We start from the raw sequence: 15,971 nt of genomic DNA, 5'->3' as shown, positions 1-15,971 counted from the left end.
GCGCGGCCCGGTGACCACCGACCTGAGCCACCCTACGCCCATCGGGTCGAGAATAGGGGATTTAACGGAGCGGAATTCCCGTACTGCAACCGCCCGTGTCATCTCTTGTCGGAGTAAGGTCGACCTTGATTTCCGGGTCGCTCGGCCTGGGTGTACGGTTCGCGTTGATCCCATTTTAGAGGAGAAAAATCCTCTAAACGTGAGAGGAGCACGATGACCACCACGACGGCGCCACCGCTCGCGGCGACGACGCCCGCCGACAGGAGCGGCGCCAACCGGGTGCTGTACATGTCGACGATCGCCTTCACCCTGATGTTCGCCGTCTGGCTGATGTTCGGAGTGCTGGGCGTCCCGATCCAGCAGGAGTTCGGCCTCACCGATCCGCAGCTCGCCTGGATCTCGGCCGTGGCCGTGCTCAACGGCTCGATGTGGCGGCTCCCGGCCGGCATGCTCACCGACCGGATCGGCGGACGCATCGTCACCATCTCGATGCTCCTGCTCACCGCCATCCCCTGCTTCTTCCTCACCCAGGTCGGCTCCTACGGCGCGCTGCTGATCCTCGCCTTCCTCGTCGGCTTCGCGGGGAACCTGTTCTCCGTCGGCATCGCGTGGAACTCCGCGTGGACTCCGAGAGAGAGGCAGGGCTTCGCGCTCGGGCTCTTCGGGGCGGGCAACGTCGGTGCCTCGGTCACCAAGCTCCTCGTCGTGCTCTTCCCCGGGCTGGTCGTCGGCGGCGGGGCGACCGTGGCCGGGATATTCCCCTCCGGCTGGCGGGTCTTCCCCGCCATCTACACCGTCGCCCTCGTCGTCGTCGCCGTTCTCACCCTGCTCGTCGTCCCGCGCAAGGACCGGATGGGAGGGGCCGGCAAGCCGTTGGCGGAGATGCTCGCTCCGCTGCGGCACATGCGCGTGTGGCGGTTCAGCCTCTACTACGTGGCCGTCTTCGGCGCCTACGTCGCCCTCGCCGCCTGGCTGCCGAAGTACTACGTCGACAACTTCGACATCGACCTGCGGACCGCGGCTCTCCTCACGGCCCTCTTCATCTTCCCGGCATCGCTGCTGCGCCCGGTCGGAGGGATCTTCAGTGACCGCTTCGGCGCCCGTCGGGTCATGTACTGGACCTTCGCCGTCATGCTCGTCACCACCGGCATCCTGATGATGCCCAACGGCTTCATCACCGTCGTCCAGCCCGACGGCTCGACGTCCGAGCACCTCGCCTACACCATGGGGGTGGTGCCGTTCACGATGCTGCTCTTCGTGCTCGGCTGCGCGATGGGGGTCGGCAAGGCCGCCGTCTTCAAGCACATCCCCGAGTACTTCCCGGACAATGTCGGCTCGGTGGGCGGCCTGGTCGGGATGCTCGGCGGTCTGGGCGGCTTCTTCCTGCCGCCCCTGTTCGCATACACGAAAGTCTGGACCGCGTTCCCCACCAGCACCTTCTTCGTCCTCTTCGTCCTGACGGCGCTGTGCGCCGCGTGGATGCACTGGACGGTCGTCCACATGCTCCACCGGCAGAGTCCCGAGCTCGCTCGTGACCTCGAACTCAAGGAGGCAGTCCGATGAGTCAGACGAAGGCGACGTACAAGGGGGAGTGGCTCGAGTCCTGGGACCCCGAGAACGAGCAGACCTGGGACTCATCTCTGGCCTGGCGCACGTTGTGGATCACCACGTTCTGCCTGACCCTGGCCTTCATCGCCTGGTTCCTGCCGAGCGCGATCATCCCCAAGCTCACCGCGCTCGGCTACGAGTTCAGCAAGGGCCAGCTGTACTGGATGGCGGCCATGCCGGGTCTGTCGGCGGGCCTCTTCCGGCTCGTGTGGATGGTCCTGCCGCCGATCATGGGCACCCGCAAGATGGTCTCTCTCACCACCGTGCTGCTCATCGCATCGACCCTCGGGTGGGGCGTGCGCGTCCAGGCGCCGACGGCCCCGTACTGGGAGCTCATGGTCCTCGCCTTCCTCGCCGGCATCGGCGGCGGCGCGTTCTCGGGCTTCATGCCGAGCACCTCGTACTTCTTCCCCCGGGCCAAGCAGGGCACGGCGCTCGGTCTGCAGGCCGGGATCGGCAACCTCGGGGTCTCGATCGTCCAGCTGTTGACGCCGTACCTCATCGCGATCAGCGCGCTGGCGGTCTTCGGCGGCAGCCAGCAGATGACCTTCCCGGGCCAGCCGGACCAGACGGTCTGGTACCAGAACGCCGCGTTCGTGTGGATCCCCCTCATGATCGTCGGCGCCGTCCTGGCGTGGACGATGCTCAAGTCGGTTCCGGTCAAGGCCAACGTCAGGCAGCAGTTCGACATCTTCAAGAACCAGGACACCTGGTGGATGACGATCCTCTACATCATGACGTTCGGCACGTTCTCCGGGCTCTCCGCCCAGTTCGGCCTGCTCATGATCAACCTCTACGGGTCGGGGAACCCCGAGATCGTCCAGGGCACCGGAGCCTCCGCCCAACTGCTCATCGAGGGGTATGCGGTGCCCGAGGCGGTCAAGTACGTCTTCCTCGGGCCGCTCATCGGTGCCGTCGCACGGTTCGCGTTCTCGCCCCTCACGGACAAGATGGGCGGCGCGATCTGGACGCTCATCTCCGGCATCGGCATCGCGATCTCCGTCGTGGCGACCATCCCGGCGCTGACGCCGGACACCTCGTCGGCCGAGGCGCTCCAGGGCGGGTTCAACCACTTCCTCTACGGCATGCTGGCGATCTTCCTCTTCGCCGGCATCGGGAACGCGTCCACGTTCAAGCAGATGCCGATGATCTTCGAGCGCCGGCAGGCCGGTGGGGTGATCGGCTGGACCGCGGCGATCGCCGCCTTCGGACCGTTCTTCTTCGGAGTCGGGCTCAACCTTCTCGGCCCGGTCGCGTTCTACTGGATCGGCGCAGCGTGGGCCGTCATGTGCATCGCACTGACCTGGTGGCGCTACGCCCGACCCGGCGCCCCGAAGCCCGGCTGATCCGTCTCACCCCTTCCTCCGGCGACATCATCTTTCCCGGTAGGGGAGAGAAAGGGGTTCCTCACCACAGGAACTAACCGTGGTGAAGAACCCCTTTCCCGGTGGGGGAGATAAAGGTGAGGCGTACTGTCAGACGCCGTCGTGCTCGCGGCGCTGCTCGTCGCGCTCCCGGGTCTGGCGGTCCCAGTGCGCTTCCTCACGGTCGTCGATGCCGTCGCCGTCACGGTCGACCGGGCCACCATCGGCGGCCGCCGAGTCGGTGTGTCCGTCCGAGTGTCCGCGGTCGTTCGGGTCGACGGCGTTCGGCACTCCGTCGTTGTCGCGGTCGCCGGTCGCGCCCTGCTCATCGTGCCCGTCCTGCCGGTCGTCCACGTGGCCGTGACTCGCAGCGGCACCGGCCGCCGGGGCGTCGATGCGATTGCCCGCCTTGTCGGTGGGCACGTCGGGGTCGAGCCGGTCGGCCTCGCGCATCCGCTCAGCGTGCTCGCTGCGCACTCCCTCTGCCTCGGTCGTCCGCACGCGAGCGTCCTCGGCCATCTGACGTGCCCGTGCGGCCTGCTCGTCGGCCTCCGCGGACAGCTTCGCCGCGTGCGCGGACTGTTCGTCCGCCTCCGCAGCCGCCTTGCGTGCTGCGGCGTCCGCCTCGGCGGCCTCCGCCTCCCGGCGACGCAGGTCCTGCTCCCGTTGCGCCTCCTCCTCGCGGATCCGCTCGGCCTGCTCCCGCTTCGCCGAGTCGCCGCGACCCCGCAGAGCGAAGAACGCCGCGATCGCGATGATCGCGATGACCGCGACGATGAGCACGATCAGGATGGAACTGTTCATGTCCTGTCCTCCTTTGGACCCGGTGTCTCCGGAGCCTCAGTGAACCTACCCCGTGGCAGCCCCCTGCGCACGGTCAGCGGTCCGCGTCCTCGCAGGTCACCTCGGTATGCGCGGGCCGCCACCGCGCACTCCCTACAGTGATGTTCGTGCCCGAGTCCACCGCGAGCGCCGCCGACCTGCCCACCAGCCCCGTCCCACCCGGGGCCGCGCCGCTGCGGCTGCGCGGGCACCAGTTCTCCTCCGCCGCACCGGGGGTCATGGCCATCATCAACCGCACCCGCGACTCCTTCTGGGGCGGCAACCGGCACGCCGACCTCGACTCGGCGATGTCCGCACTCCACTCCGCCGTCGAGCTCGGCGTCGACATCGTCGACGTCGGCGGAGTCCGGGCCGGGCAGGAGGGTGAGGTCGTCACCGCGCAGATGGAGGTCGAGCGGGTGGTGCCCTTCCTCGAGCAGGCGCGCACCGCATACCCGGAGCTCGTCCTCAGCCTCGACACGTGGCGAGCCGAGGTCGCCGACGCGGCCGGCCCGTACATCGACCTCGTCAACGACACCTGGCAGGGGGCGGATCCCGAGCTCGTCCATGTCGCGGCCGGTCTCGGGGCCGGACTCGTCGTCTCCCACTCCGGCGGCCTCGCGCCGCGGACCGACCCCCGAGGGGTGACCTACCCACCCGAGCCGGACGGCGTGCGCGCGGACGTCCTGCGGGTGCTCGGCAAGGGCGCTGCCCGGGCCCAGGCCGCGGGCATCCCGCGCGAGCGCATCCTGCTCGACCCCACCCTCGACTTCGGCAAGACCACCCGGCACTCCCTGACCCTGCTGCGGCACTCGGCCGAGACCGTCGCCCTCGGCTATCCCGTCATGCAGGCCCTCTCCCGCAAGGACTTCATCGGCGAGACCCTCGACCTCGAGGCCGACGACCGACTCGAGGGCACGCTCGCGAGCACGGCCGTCGCAGCGTGGCTCGGGGTCGCGGTGTTCCGGGCCCACGACGTGCGGGCCACGCGGAGGGTGCTCGACATGGTCGCCTCGATCCGCGGGGACCGACCTCCCGCGAAGAGCCTGCGCGGAACCATCGGCGCAGATGAGACGCCGGTGGGTGACTGACACCGCACTGCGCATCAGGTCACATTCGTCCACCTCGCCGCCCTGGGGGGCCTAGGGTGGGGACCGCACGCGGCGCGCGCCGAGCACCCCTGCGCCAGGCGCCACCGCGTGACCATGTCCGAGTGCTCGATCCGGAGGCTGTCACCCATGCGCATCGGTGTCCCGAGGGAGACCAGGTCCGGGGAGCGCAGGGTCGCTGCGACTCCCGCCACCGCCGCCAAGCTGATCGGCCTCGGCTATACCGTCGCCGTCGAGCGGGACGCCGGTCGAGGGGCGAGCTTCGCCGACGAGGCCTACGTCGAGGCCGGGGCGAAGGTCGTCGAGGACGTCTGGGACTCCGACGTCGTCCTGAAGATCAACGCGCCCACCGACGCCGAGGTCGCGCGGATGCACGACGGCCAGGTGCTCGCCAGCCTGCTGGCGCCCGCGCTGTCGCCGGACCTCGTCGAGGACCTGCGCGCCCGGGGCGTCACGGCGCTCGCGATGGATGCCGTCCCCCGCATCTCGCGCGCCCAGGCGCTGGACGTGCTCTCGTCCATGGCGAACATCGGCGGCTACCGCGCCGTCCTCGAGGCCGCGCACGAGTTCGGCTCGTTCTTCACCGGCCAGGTCACCGCAGCGGGAAAGGTCCCGCCCGCCAAGGTCCTCGTCGTCGGCGCGGGCGTCGCCGGTCTCGCCGCGATCGGCACCGCGGGCTCGCTCGGCGCCATCGTCCGTGCCTTCGACTCCCGTCCCGAGGTGGCCGAGCAGGTCGAGTCGATGGGTGCTGAGTTCCTCCGGATCGACGTCGAGCAGGAGGTCTCCGCAGACGGGTATGCGCGGGAGACCGGCGAGGACTTCAACCGGAAGGCGGCCGAGCTGTACGCCGCGCAGACCAAGGACGTCGACATCGTCATCACGACCGCGCTCATCCCGGGCCGACCGGCACCCCGCCTGATCACCGAGGACATGGTCGCGGCGATGAAGCCGGGATCGGTCGTCGTCGACATGGCCGCCGGCAGCGGTGGCAACGTCGCCGGCTCGGTCCCCGACCAGCGGGTCCTCACCGAGAACGGCGTCGTCATTCTCGGCTACACCGACCTCCCGGGGCGGCTGCCGACCCAGGCCTCGCAGCTGTTCGGCACCAACCTCGTCAACCTCCTCACGCTTCTCACGCCGGAGAAGGACGGGGAGCTCCGGCTGGACCTCGACGACCCGGTCCAGCGCGGCATGACCGTGTCCCGCGACGGCGAGCTGCTCTGGCCGCCGCCCCCGGTCCAGGTGTCCGCAGCGCCGGCCCCCGCGGCGCAGCCGGTCGCGCCGGTCGCCGCCGCTCCGCCGGCGCCGCGCTCGCCGTCCCGCAAGTACGCGCTCATGGCGGCGGCCGGCGTCGCGCTGCTGCTCGTCGGCGCGGTGTCCCCGCCGACGTTCCTCGGACACCTGACGGTGTTCGCGCTCGCGGTGATCGTCGGGTTCTACGTCATCAGCAACGTCAGCCACGCCCTTCACACGCCCCTCATGGCCGAGACCAACGCCATCTCCGGCATCATCCTCGTCGGCGGGATCCTCCAGCTCGGCAGCTCCGACCCGCTCATCCAGGGCATCGCCTTCGTGGCCACGCTCGTCGCCTCGATCAACATCTTCGGTGGCTTCGCGGTGACCGGCCGCATGCTCGAGATGTTCCGGAAGGACTGAAGCAGATGCGCACCGAGACCATCGTCCAGTCCGCGTACCTCATCGCGGGGATCCTCTTCGTCCTGTCCCTCGCGGGCCTGTCCAAACACGAGAAGGCCAAGGAGGGCAACCGCTTCGGCGTCACCGGCATGGCCATCGCCCTCGTCGCGACGATCTGGTTGTCGCTCTCCCGGGCGGCGGACCCGACGGTCACGTTGGGCCTGATCGTCGTCGCCATGCTCATCGGCGCGGTGATCGGCCTGTGGCGGGCCCGCGTCGTCGAGATGACCCAGATGCCCGAGCTGGTGGCAATGCTGCACAGCTTCGTCGGCATCGCCGCCGTGCTCGTCGGCTACACCTCGCACCTGGAGGCCGAGGCCGCGGGCGAGTACACCGCCGTGCACTCGGTCGAGATCTTCCTCGGCGTCTTCATCGGCGCGGTGACCTTCACCGGGTCGATCGTCGCGTTCCTCAAGCTGAGCGCCCGGATGAAGTCCGCCCCGCTCATGCTCCCCGCCCGGCACTGGCTCAACCTCGTCGCCGTGCTCGTGTCCTTCGCACTGATGGTCTGGTACATCCAGTCACACTCGATCGTCCCGCTGCTCGTCATGACGGCCATCTCGCTCGCCTTCGGCTGGCATCTCGTCGCGTCGATCGGCGGCGGCGACATGCCGGTCGTCGTCTCCATGCTCAACTCGTACTCCGGGTGGGCGGCGGCCGCCGCCGGCTTCATGCTGAGCAACGACCTGCTCATCGTCACCGGTGCCCTCGTCGGTGCCTCGGGTGCGATCCTCAGCTACATCATGTGCCGGGCGATGAACCGGTCGTTCATCTCCGTCATCGCCGGCGGGTTCGGTCAGGAGGTCGTCGTCTCGGGCGACACCGACTACGGCGAGCACCGCGAGATCACCGCCGACGGGGCGGCCGACCTGCTCCGCAGCGCGCGCTCGGTCGTCATCACCCCCGGCTACGGCATGGCCGTCGCCCAGGCGCAGTACCCCGTCGCGGACCTGACCCGCAGACTGCGCGAGCGCGGTGTCACCGTGCGCTTCGGCATCCACCCCGTCGCCGGCCGGCTCCCCGGTCACATGAACGTCCTGCTCGCCGAGGCCAAGGTGCCCTACGACATCGTCCTCGAGATGGACGAGATCAACGACGACCTGGCCGACACCGACGTCGTCCTCGTCATCGGCGCCAACGACACCGTCAACCCGGCCGCGATGGACGACCCGACCTCGCCGATCGCCGGGATGCCGGTGCTGCGGGTCTGGGAGGCCCACGACGTCATCGTCTTCAAGCGGTCGATGGCCGTCGGCTATGCCGGCGTGCAGAACCCGCTGTTCTTCAGGGAGAACACCCAGATGCTCTTCGGCGACGCCAAGGACCGTGTCGAGGACATCGTCCAGGCGCTCGCGGCCGACGTCGTCACGGCGCGCTAGCCGACACCGGAGCCATCGGGTATGAGCGAGGCGCGGGCGTCGACGACTGCAGCGAGCCCGCCGACCACCTGGCGGACCTGGGGCGGCACGGTCACCGCGCAACCGACCGCGGTCCACACGCCGGCCTCGACCGCGGAGGTCGTCGACCTCGTCCGAGGTGCTCTCGAGCGGGGTGAGCGGCTGCGCCCGGTCGGGTCCGGTCACTCCTTCACCCCGATCGCCGAGCCGATCGACGCCCACGTCCGACTCGACCTCATGTGCGGCATCCTCGCCGCCGACCTCGCCGCCGGCAGCGTCACGGTAGCCGCCGGCACGCCGCTGCACGAGCTCAGCCCGGCGCTGGAGCGCATCGGTCTGGGCATGGTCAACCTCGGCGACATCGACCGGCAGAGCATCTCCGGGGCGGTCTCGACCGGCACACACGGCACCGGGGCCGGGCTCACCGGTCTCGCCGGGGCGGTGCGGGGCCTGACCTTCGTGGCCGGTGACGGGACCGTCCACCGGGTCCACCGGGACCGGGACCCCGACCTGGTGAGCCTGCTCGCGGTCGGGCTCGGCGCATACGGCATCGTCACCGAGCTCGAGCTCGACGTCCTGCCCGCCTACCGGCTGCATGCGGTGGAGCGGCCGGAGCCGCTCGCGGCGGTCCTCGACGACGCCGAGGAGATCGCCGCCGCGCACCGGCACTTCGAGTTCTACTGGTTCCCGCACACCGACCGGGTCCTCACGAAGCGCAACGACCCGGCCGAGGACGGTGCCGGCACGCCGCTGCCCCGCTGGCGCGAGCACCTCGACGACCACCTCCTCTCGAACGTCCTCTTCGAGGGTCTGAACCGACTCGTCACCCGCCTCCCCGGTCTGGCCCCGCGGATCAACCAGGTCAGCGCCCGTGCGCTGAGCCGGCGGGAGTTCACCGACGCATCCCACCGCGTGTTCTGCACCCGTCGGGAGGTGCGCTTCGTCGAGAGCGAGTACGCGATCCCGCGCGCCTCCCTCGCCCCCGTGCTGCGCGAGCTGGACGCCTGGATCGAGCGCAGTGGCGAGCACATCGCCTTCCCGGTCGAGGTGCGCTTCGCCGCGGCCGACGACGTGGCCCTGAGCACCGCATACCGCCGCGACAGCGCCTATGTCGCGATCCACCAGTACCACCGCCGGCACATGTCCCGTTATCTCGCCGCATTCGAGGCGATCGTCGCCGAGCACGACGGGCGACCGCACTGGGGCAAGCTGCACACGCTCGACGCCGAGCGGCTCGGTCGGCTCTACCCCCGGCTCGCGGACGCCCGGGCGCTGCGCGAGCGGCTCGACCCCGCGGGGGTCTTCTCGAACGACTACCTCGATCGGGTCCTCGGCTGACCTGCCCTAGGGCCGGGTCGGGTCGGTCTGCGTCTCGCCCTCGTCGTCGTCGCGGCCGTCGAAGAAGCCCGGCGGGTAGATCGGGATCGGGCCCGTCGGAGCGGTCCGGTGCTCTTGGGAGCTGTAGAGCATGCGCTGGCTCGCCTCGCCCGTCGTCACCTCGCCGACGGTGTCGTGGTCCGGATAGTCCATCGGGTATGCGCGGGACCGCTCGGGCATCCAGCGGCGGCCGGCGAGGCGCTCGAGCGGGCGACGGAAACGGTGCTTCTTGCGCCCGCCGCTGCGGGGGGCCTCGCCGAAGATGACGTGGCACAGCTCCTGGTAGTTCTCGCGCGGGTAGGGCAGGAACCTGATGTCGTGCAGCGCCTGCTCCTGACCGGCGCTCTCGATCGTGATGCCGCCGTAGCCGAGGAGCTCGCCGATGAAGTCGCGCCGGTAGCGCATGTCGGTGACCTTGTGGACCCGCATGCTGTCGACGGTGGTCGACAGGACGCCGTACATCTTGAGGATGCGACGGTCGGTCGCGACGAAGAGGTTGCGCCGCCACCACAGCCACTTGGAGAGGAGCCAGAGCACCGCGGCGAAGAGGAGCCAGAGGAAGAAGTCCTGCGTCGTGCCTGCGGAGCCGCCGTCGGCCACCGCGCGCAGGAAGAGCGCCGCAGCGAGGACCACTGCGAGGACCGGCAGCCACAGGACGATGACGTGCTGACGGGTCGCGAGGCGGATCCGTTCGGTCTCGGTGAGGTGGTCGCGCAGGTGCGGGTTGTTCTCGGCGCGCTCGATGTCGCGCTCCATCCGCCAGCTCATCGACTCGGCCGAGTCCTCCCCGCCGTCGTCGTCCGACCAGACCGGGCCGTGCTCGTCGTACGCCATCTCGCCTCCGGGGCGGCCGTCAGCGTTGGAGGAGCTCGTTGAAGAACTCGAAGATGTTCTGGATGCCGCTGTAGAGGAGGTCCCAGACCGAGCCCACGATGTCCGCAGCCGCGTCCGGGTTGGTGAGGATCGCATACAGCAGGAAGATCACGAGGATCCACGTGACGATCTTCTTGATCGGTGGCATCGTGGCGCTCCTTCACGGCGGGTCTGCCGAGCGGGTCCACGCACGGCACAGGCAGGGTCTAAGCGCAAGTGTGACAGAAGTGATTCGTGTGAACTCGGTATGCGGTGGTCCGGGCGTGTCCGTCAGCACCGGAACGACGGGGTTGGGGCAGGAGCGGGCTCAGTCCCGGCGGGTCGCGAAGAAGTCGGTGAGCAGCGCGGCGCACTCCTGCTCGCGCACCCCTCCGACGACCTCGACTGTGTGCAGGGCGGCCCGGTCGCGGACCAGGTCCCACACCGAGCCGCAGGCCCCGGCCTTCTCGTCCCAGGCGCCGAAGACGACCCGGTGCACGCGAGCTTGGATGAGGGCGCCGGCGCACATCGCGCACGGTTCGAGGGTGACGACGAGGGTGCATCCGTCGAGCCGCCAGGTGTCGAGGCGCGCGGCGGCCGCGCGGAGCGCGAGGATCTCGGCGTGCCCGGTCGGGTCGTGGTCGCGCTCGCGAACATTGCGGCCCGAGCCGAGCGGAGTCCCGTCGGGGCCGACGACGACGGCACCGACCGGGACGTCGCCGTGTACCAGGCACTCGTGCGCGAGCCGGAGCGGCTCGTCCAGCCACTCGGGCGACCACTCGCTGTCCGACCGTTCGGCGTGCGGGCTCACGCGCTAAGTTTCCCCTATGCGAGTCATCAACCCGGACCACCCGCTCATCGCCCACAAGCTGACCTACCTGCGCGACGAGCGGACCGACAGCCCGACCTTCCGACGGCTCGCCGAGGAGCTCATGACCCTGCTCGCCTACGAGGCGACGCGCGAGGTGCGCGTCGAGCCGTTCGAGATCCGGACTCCGGTCGCGCCGACGACCGGCATCAAGCTGTCGAACCCCAAGCCTCTCGTCGTGCCGATCCTGCGGGCGGGCCTCGGGATGCTCGAGGGCATGGTGCGGCTGCTGCCCTCGGCCGAGGTCGGCTTCCTCGGCATGCATCGCGACGAGGAGACGCTGGTGGCGACGACCTACGCCAACCGGCTGCCCGAGGACCTCACCGACCGGCAGGTCTACGTCCTCGACCCGATGCTCGCGACCGGCGGATCGATGGTCGACGCGATCAGGTTCCTCGTCCAGCTCGGCGCCCGGGACATCACCGCCGTCACGCTGCTCGCCGCCCCCGAGGGCATCGAGCACATGCGCGAGTCCTTCACCGACATCGACCCGCCGATCACCCTCGTGACCGGCGCGATCGACGAGCGGCTCAACGAGCACGGCTACATCGTCCCCGGCCTCGGCGACGCAGGCGACCGGCTCTACGGCGTCGTCAACTAGGGGTCACGTCCGCCCGCACCCGTCGTCTGCCCCATCCCCCCACCCCTCCACCGCGCCGACCCACTGCATACCTCGCCCACCCCTCGACGAGGGATGGTTTCAGACACGTTTTCGGCCATGGATCGCGCTCGAAACCATCTCTCGTCCGGCGTTGTGAGTACAACGGTCCGACGCATGAAGAGAGTCCGTCGCGTCAGGACGACAACTCCAAGCGCCTCCTGCTCGAGGACCAGGGGTGGTGGCTCGTGGAGCTCTACAAGCGCGACATCTTCACACCGTCGCGGCGCCACCTGCTCATCCATCGGCTCCGCAACGGCCTGGCTCGGCACCAGACGCGCACGAGGGATGGTTCCTGACACGCTTCTCGAGCGAAGTCGTGCCGGAAACCATCCCTCGTCGATGGCGGTGGCGGTGGGATTTGAACCCACGGAGGGCTTGCACCCTCACACGCTTTCGAGGCGTGCTCCTTAGGCCGCTCGGACACGCCACCGCCGACGAGGGTACCCGAGGTGGGCGGCCGATCGGTAATCACCGGCGGCGGCTCTGGGCCCGCGCACCCACGCATAGGCTGAGCCCATGACTGCGCCGTCGACGATGCCGCTGAAGATCGGCTACAAGGCCTCCGCCGAGCAGTTCGACCCCCAGCGACTCGCGTCGTATGCGGTGCTCGCCGAGGAGGTCGGGCTGGACACGGTGACGATCTCGGACCACTTCCAGCCGTGGCGCGTCACCGGCGGGCACTCGCCCAACGCGCTGACCTGGCTGGGCTTCGTCGCGGCGCGCACCGAGCGGGTGCTGCTCGGCACCTCCGTCCTCACGCCGACCTACCGCTACAACCCGGCCGTCATCGCGCAGTCCTTCGCCACCCTCGGCTGCCTCGCCCCCGGCCGCGTCGCGCTCGGTGTCGGGACGGGGGAGGCGCTCAACGAGGTCGCGGTGGGTTCGGTCCCGGAGGATGGGTGGCCGGAGTTCAAGGAGCGGTTCGCGCGGCTGCGCGAAGCGGTCACCGTGATCCGGGACCTGTGGGAGGGCGAGCCGGTGACCTTCGACGGCGACTACTACCGCACCGACGAGGCGGTCATCTACGACCGCCCGGACCAGCGCATACCCCTCTATATCGCGGCGGGTGGGCCGATGATGGCGCGCTACGCCGGCCGCTACGGCGACGGGATGATCTGCACCTCGGGCAAGGGCCGCGAGCTCTACGCGGACGGGCTGCTGCCGGGGCTGGTCGAGGGCGCGACGGCCAAGGATCGCGACCCGGCCGGCATCGACCGGATGATCGAGATGAAGATCTCCTGGGACCCCGACGCCGAGCGCGCGCTGGAGAACACCCGCTTCTGGGCGCCGCTGTCACTGACCGCCGAGGAGAAGCACTCGATCCACAGCGCCGCCGAGATGGAGGCCAAGGCCGACGCCCTGCCGATCGAGCGGGTCGCCAAGCGGTGGATCGTCAGCGCCGACCCCGACGAGATCGTCGCGGCCGTCAAGGAATACACCGACCTCGGCTTCACCCACCTCGTCGTGCATGCACCGGGCGATGACCAGGAGCGGTTCCTGCGCACCTTCGCCGACGCCGTCCTGCCCGGACTGCGGGAGCTCCAGCCTGCCGCGCTCGGCGCCTGACCGGCCGCACCCAAGGACGACCATGACCGGGCACCTCGGGCACCAGCCGCTGCGCGGCATCCGCGTCATCGAGATCGACGGCATCGGGCCGGTCCCGTTCGCCTGCCGGCTTATGCACGGCCTCGGGGCCGACGTCCTGCGCATCACCCGGCCGGACTCGGGCGCGTTCGGCGAGGTCGGCCGGGCCCTGACGATCGGGCGACCTGCGCATACCGTCGACCTGAAGACCGACGCCGGCCGACGCGAGGTCCTCGACCTGCTCCGCGGTGCGGACGTCCTCGTCGAGGGTCTGCGGCCCGGGGCCATGGAGCGACTCGGTCTCGGCCCTCGCGAGGTGTTGCGCCGCCACCCGAAGGTCGTCTACGCGCGGATGACCGGGTGGGGTCAGGACGGGCCTCTCGCGCAGCGGGCCGGGCACGACATCACGTATGCGGCGCTCGCCGGAGCCCTTCATCTCGCCGGGTCCCCGGAGCAGCCCGCGCCGCCGGCCAACCTGCTCGCGGACTTCGGCGGCGGGTCGATGTTCCTCGTCGTCGGCATCCTCGCGGCGCTGCTCGAGCGCGGGCGGACCGGGGTCGGCCAGGTCGTCGATGCGGCGATGGTCGACGGAGCGGCGGCGCTGACGACGATGTTGCACGGCCTCCTCGCCCAAGGCCTGTGGTCGGACCGGCGCGGCACCAACCTGCTCGACGGCGGGGCGCCGTTCTACTCGACCTACCGGTGCGCCGACGGGGGCTTCATCGCAGTCGGTGCGCTCGAGCCCCACTTCTATCGCGCCCTCGTCGACGGACTCGGGCTCGGGCAGCGTTTCGCCGCCGAGCGGGTGTCCCAGGACGACCTGTCCAGCTGGCCGCGGATGAGGGCGGCACTCGCCGAGGTGTTCGCCACGCGGTCGCGTGACGAGTGGGCCGCCCACTTCGCCGACACCGACGGCTGTGTCGCGCCCGTGCTCAGCCTCGGCGAGGCCGCTGAGCACCCGCATCTGCAAGCCCGCGGCGTCTTCGGCACCGAGGGCGGGGCGAGCCTGCCGCGGGTCGCGCCGCTCTTCAGCGGTCCGGACTCGGTCGACCTGCCGCGGCCGAGCACCGGGTCCTCCTGACTTCGGGAAGGAACCCGTGGGTTCGGGAGACAAGGGTTCTCTCCCGAAGTAGGGCTTTTCTTCCCGGGGAGAGAAAGGTGGGTCGACGCCATAGACCGCCTCAGCCCACGCGCCAGAACGGGGCGAGATCGGCGACGCGCTGCCAGGCCCGCACGCACTCGAGGCGGCTGGGGCGTGCGATGTCGGTGCCGGAGACCAGGCCGAGGTCGTCGCGGACGTTCTCGGCGACGGCGTGGTCGTTGACGAGGCCGAAGGTGTCCTGCAGACCCGCGACGGCGTCGGCGAAGTGCAGCGGCACCGACACCGCACCCCCGTCGTCGGTGTGGACCACCCCCGCCTCCGGATACAGCGAATCGAAGAACTGGCATCCGTAGCGCAGCTTCTTGCCCTCGATCCGCACGCGGTGCAGGGCGTGGTCGGACATCGTCATCAGGTGCGGACCGGCGAGGATTATGCGGTGGTACCGCCGGTCCAGAGCCTCGTCGGTGACGTGGCGTGCCGGCCCGTCGCGCAGGGATGCGACATGGCCCAACCAGGTCGACCGGCTCCGCCACCACGCGAGCTCGTCCCAGACCCGCTCCCAGGCGACGCTCTCGAGCGCGGACCGGGCCCGCGCATACGCCACCGATCGCGCCGTCTGGAGGCGCTGCAGGTCGGCGGTGTCCCAGCCCTCGTCGCGGGCCCGGGCGATCGCCACGTCGAGGTCGCGGGCCGGGCCGAGGGGAGTGAGCACGAGGCGCAGGCGCACCTTGATCTCCTGGGCCACGGGGTCATCGCGCACGAGAACGCGCATGAGGGAGAACAGGGCCCGGAGCCTGCGGGTGGAGACCCTGGTCTGGTGCAGGCAGTCCGGGTATTCCGTCTCGAGCCAGCACAGCCGGTTCGGCCGCAGGTGATCCAGGCAGGAGTCGATCGCGATGGCGAATGTCTCCCCGGCTGTCGCGTCGAGAGGGACGACGACGTGCGCCGCCTTGGTCGCCGGCGCAGGCTGGGGGAGTCCGCCGGGTGGGCTACTCACAAGGGGGCAGATCCGGGATCGTGCCGAATGAGGTGAACCCCGACCCGAGGACGATGTCGATCGAGCCACCTTCGCGGATGTTGTCGGAGAGGACGGCCTCGGGCACGTACGCGTCGCGGAAGGTCTCGGCGTAGCCCTGCCCGGGCGGACCGAACCGCACCTCGATGGGCACCTCGACGTTGGCGTCGAGCGGGTCGTTCGCGACGTTCCCGATCTTCTGGAACCCGGCCGCACTCAGCTCCTCAGCGGCCCGGGCGGCGAGTCCGGGGACGCTGGTCGAGTTGTAGACGTGCACCGTGATCGTCTTGGGATCCCGCGGTCCGACGCAGGTGGCGGAGGGGGTCGGGGTCGGCGTGGACCCACCTTGGGCGGTGGCGCTGTCACCGTCACGGATGTACGACCATGCCCAGTAGAAGGAGCCGGCGAGGAACACCACCGTGAGCAGCAGGGTGATGGCGGTGCGTCGCTGCCGCCGCCTCCGGCTCGAGATGCCGCTCTCGTAGACGTAGTCGCTCATACTCTCTTCTTCCGCACG

15 protein-coding genes and 1 tRNA gene are annotated in these 15,971 nt (G+C 70.1%); 9 read left to right on the top strand and 7 right to left on the bottom strand.

Features of this window, described 5'->3' with window-relative positions; all coding sequences use genetic code 11:
* Window positions 1–213 precede the first annotated feature (213 nt).
* Together GA707_RS10210 and GA707_RS10205 are read left to right on the top strand one after the other, a co-directional pair.
* Window positions 214–1,563, top strand: coding sequence for a nitrate/nitrite transporter (locus GA707_RS10210; protein ID WP_152178348.1), 1,350 nt, complete (start codon window positions 214–216; stop codon window positions 1,561–1,563).
* On the top strand, window positions 1,560–2,954 hold the full coding sequence (locus GA707_RS10205) for an MFS transporter (RefSeq protein ID WP_152178347.1): 1,395 nt from the start codon (window positions 1,560–1,562) through the stop codon (window positions 2,952–2,954). The genes GA707_RS10210 and GA707_RS10205 overlap by 4 nt, the downstream gene beginning before the upstream one ends.
* 129 nt (window positions 2,955–3,083) lie before the next feature.
* Here the strand turns inward: GA707_RS10205 and GA707_RS10200 are convergent, their stop codons facing one another.
* Window positions 3,084–3,776: a hypothetical protein gene (locus tag GA707_RS10200; protein WP_152178346.1), complete on the bottom strand. Its 693-nt coding sequence runs from the start codon at window positions 3,774–3,776 to the stop codon at window positions 3,084–3,086.
* 146 nt (window positions 3,777–3,922) lie between these two features.
* On the opposite strand from GA707_RS10200, the gene folP reads away from it, so the two are divergent.
* The 4 genes from folP (at window position 3,923) to GA707_RS10180 (ending at window position 9,333) form a co-directional block, all read left to right on the top strand.
* The gene (folP, locus tag GA707_RS10195; protein WP_226963701.1) at window positions 3,923–4,885 is read left to right on the top strand and encodes a dihydropteroate synthase; all 963 of its coding nucleotides are present in this window, start codon (window positions 3,923–3,925) and stop codon (window positions 4,883–4,885) included.
* A gap of 147 nt (window positions 4,886–5,032) precedes the next feature.
* Window positions 5,033–6,559 carry a Re/Si-specific NAD(P)(+) transhydrogenase subunit alpha gene (locus GA707_RS10190; protein ID WP_152178344.1) on the top strand — a complete coding sequence of 509 codons (1,527 nt, stop codon included), beginning with the start codon at window positions 5,033–5,035 and terminating at the stop codon, window positions 6,557–6,559.
* Window positions 6,560–6,564: 5 nt separating this feature from the next.
* Window positions 6,565–7,977 carry a Re/Si-specific NAD(P)(+) transhydrogenase subunit beta gene (gene pntB, locus GA707_RS10185; protein ID WP_152178343.1) on the top strand — a complete coding sequence of 471 codons (1,413 nt, stop codon included), beginning with the start codon at window positions 6,565–6,567 and terminating at the stop codon, window positions 7,975–7,977.
* Window positions 7,978–7,998: 21 nt separating this feature from the next.
* Window positions 7,999–9,333: a D-arabinono-1,4-lactone oxidase gene (locus tag GA707_RS10180; protein ID WP_152178342.1), complete on the top strand. Its 1,335-nt coding sequence runs from the start codon at window positions 7,999–8,001 to the stop codon at window positions 9,331–9,333.
* Between the two features lie 6 nt (window positions 9,334–9,339).
* Here the strand turns inward: GA707_RS10180 and GA707_RS10175 are convergent, their stop codons facing one another.
* The 3 genes from GA707_RS10175 to tadA form a co-directional block, all read right to left on the bottom strand.
* Window positions 9,340–10,206 carry a PH domain-containing protein gene (locus GA707_RS10175; RefSeq protein ID WP_152178341.1) on the bottom strand — a complete coding sequence of 289 codons (867 nt, stop codon included), beginning with the start codon at window positions 10,204–10,206 and terminating at the stop codon, window positions 9,340–9,342.
* Between the two features lie 19 nt (window positions 10,207–10,225).
* Window positions 10,226–10,393, bottom strand: coding sequence for a hypothetical protein (locus GA707_RS20815; protein ID WP_193315274.1), 168 nt, complete (start codon window positions 10,391–10,393; stop codon window positions 10,226–10,228).
* 159 nt (window positions 10,394–10,552) lie between these two features.
* Entirely contained in the window at window positions 10,553–11,035 is a 483-nt protein-coding gene (gene tadA / locus GA707_RS10170; protein ID WP_152178340.1) for a tRNA adenosine(34) deaminase TadA, read from the bottom strand.
* A 16-nt stretch (window positions 11,036–11,051) separates the two neighbouring features.
* Here tadA and upp point away from each other — a divergent pair, with 16 nt between their 5' ends.
* Window positions 11,052–11,693 carry a uracil phosphoribosyltransferase gene (gene upp, locus GA707_RS10165; RefSeq protein ID WP_152178339.1) on the top strand — a complete coding sequence of 214 codons (642 nt, stop codon included), beginning with the start codon at window positions 11,052–11,054 and terminating at the stop codon, window positions 11,691–11,693.
* Between the two features lie 400 nt (window positions 11,694–12,093).
* Here the strand turns inward: upp and GA707_RS10160 are convergent.
* Window positions 12,094–12,183, bottom strand: a tRNA-Ser gene (locus tag GA707_RS10160).
* Window positions 12,184–12,287: 104 nt separating this feature from the next.
* Here GA707_RS10160 and fgd point away from each other — a divergent pair.
* A complete protein-coding gene (fgd, locus tag GA707_RS10155) occupies window positions 12,288–13,319 on the top strand; it encodes a glucose-6-phosphate dehydrogenase (coenzyme-F420) (protein ID WP_152178749.1) in 1,032 nt (343 codons plus the stop codon).
* A 22-nt stretch (window positions 13,320–13,341) separates the two neighbouring features.
* The gene (locus GA707_RS10150) at window positions 13,342–14,418 is read left to right on the top strand and encodes a CaiB/BaiF CoA-transferase family protein (protein WP_152178338.1); all 1,077 of its coding nucleotides are present in this window, start codon (window positions 13,342–13,344) and stop codon (window positions 14,416–14,418) included.
* A 100-nt stretch (window positions 14,419–14,518) separates the two neighbouring features.
* On the opposite strand, the gene GA707_RS10145 is transcribed toward GA707_RS10150, so the two are convergent.
* Window positions 14,519–15,436, bottom strand: coding sequence for a CHAD domain-containing protein (locus GA707_RS10145; protein ID WP_193315273.1), 918 nt, complete (start codon window positions 15,434–15,436; stop codon window positions 14,519–14,521).
* Window positions 15,429–15,953, bottom strand: a complete 525-nt coding sequence (locus tag GA707_RS10140; protein WP_152178336.1) for a LytR C-terminal domain-containing protein — start codon at window positions 15,951–15,953, stop codon at window positions 15,429–15,431. Before GA707_RS10140 ends, GA707_RS10145 begins: the two co-directional genes overlap by 8 nt.
* Between the last annotated feature and the right edge of the window lie 18 nt (window positions 15,954–15,971).

The sequence above is a fragment of the Nostocoides sp. F2B08 genome (genome assembly GCF_009184895.1).
Lineage (GTDB): Bacteria > Actinomycetota > Actinomycetes > Actinomycetales > Dermatophilaceae > F2B08.
The sequence above is the reverse complement of the archived record's forward strand: the minus strand, read 5'-3'. Positions and strand labels throughout refer to the sequence as shown.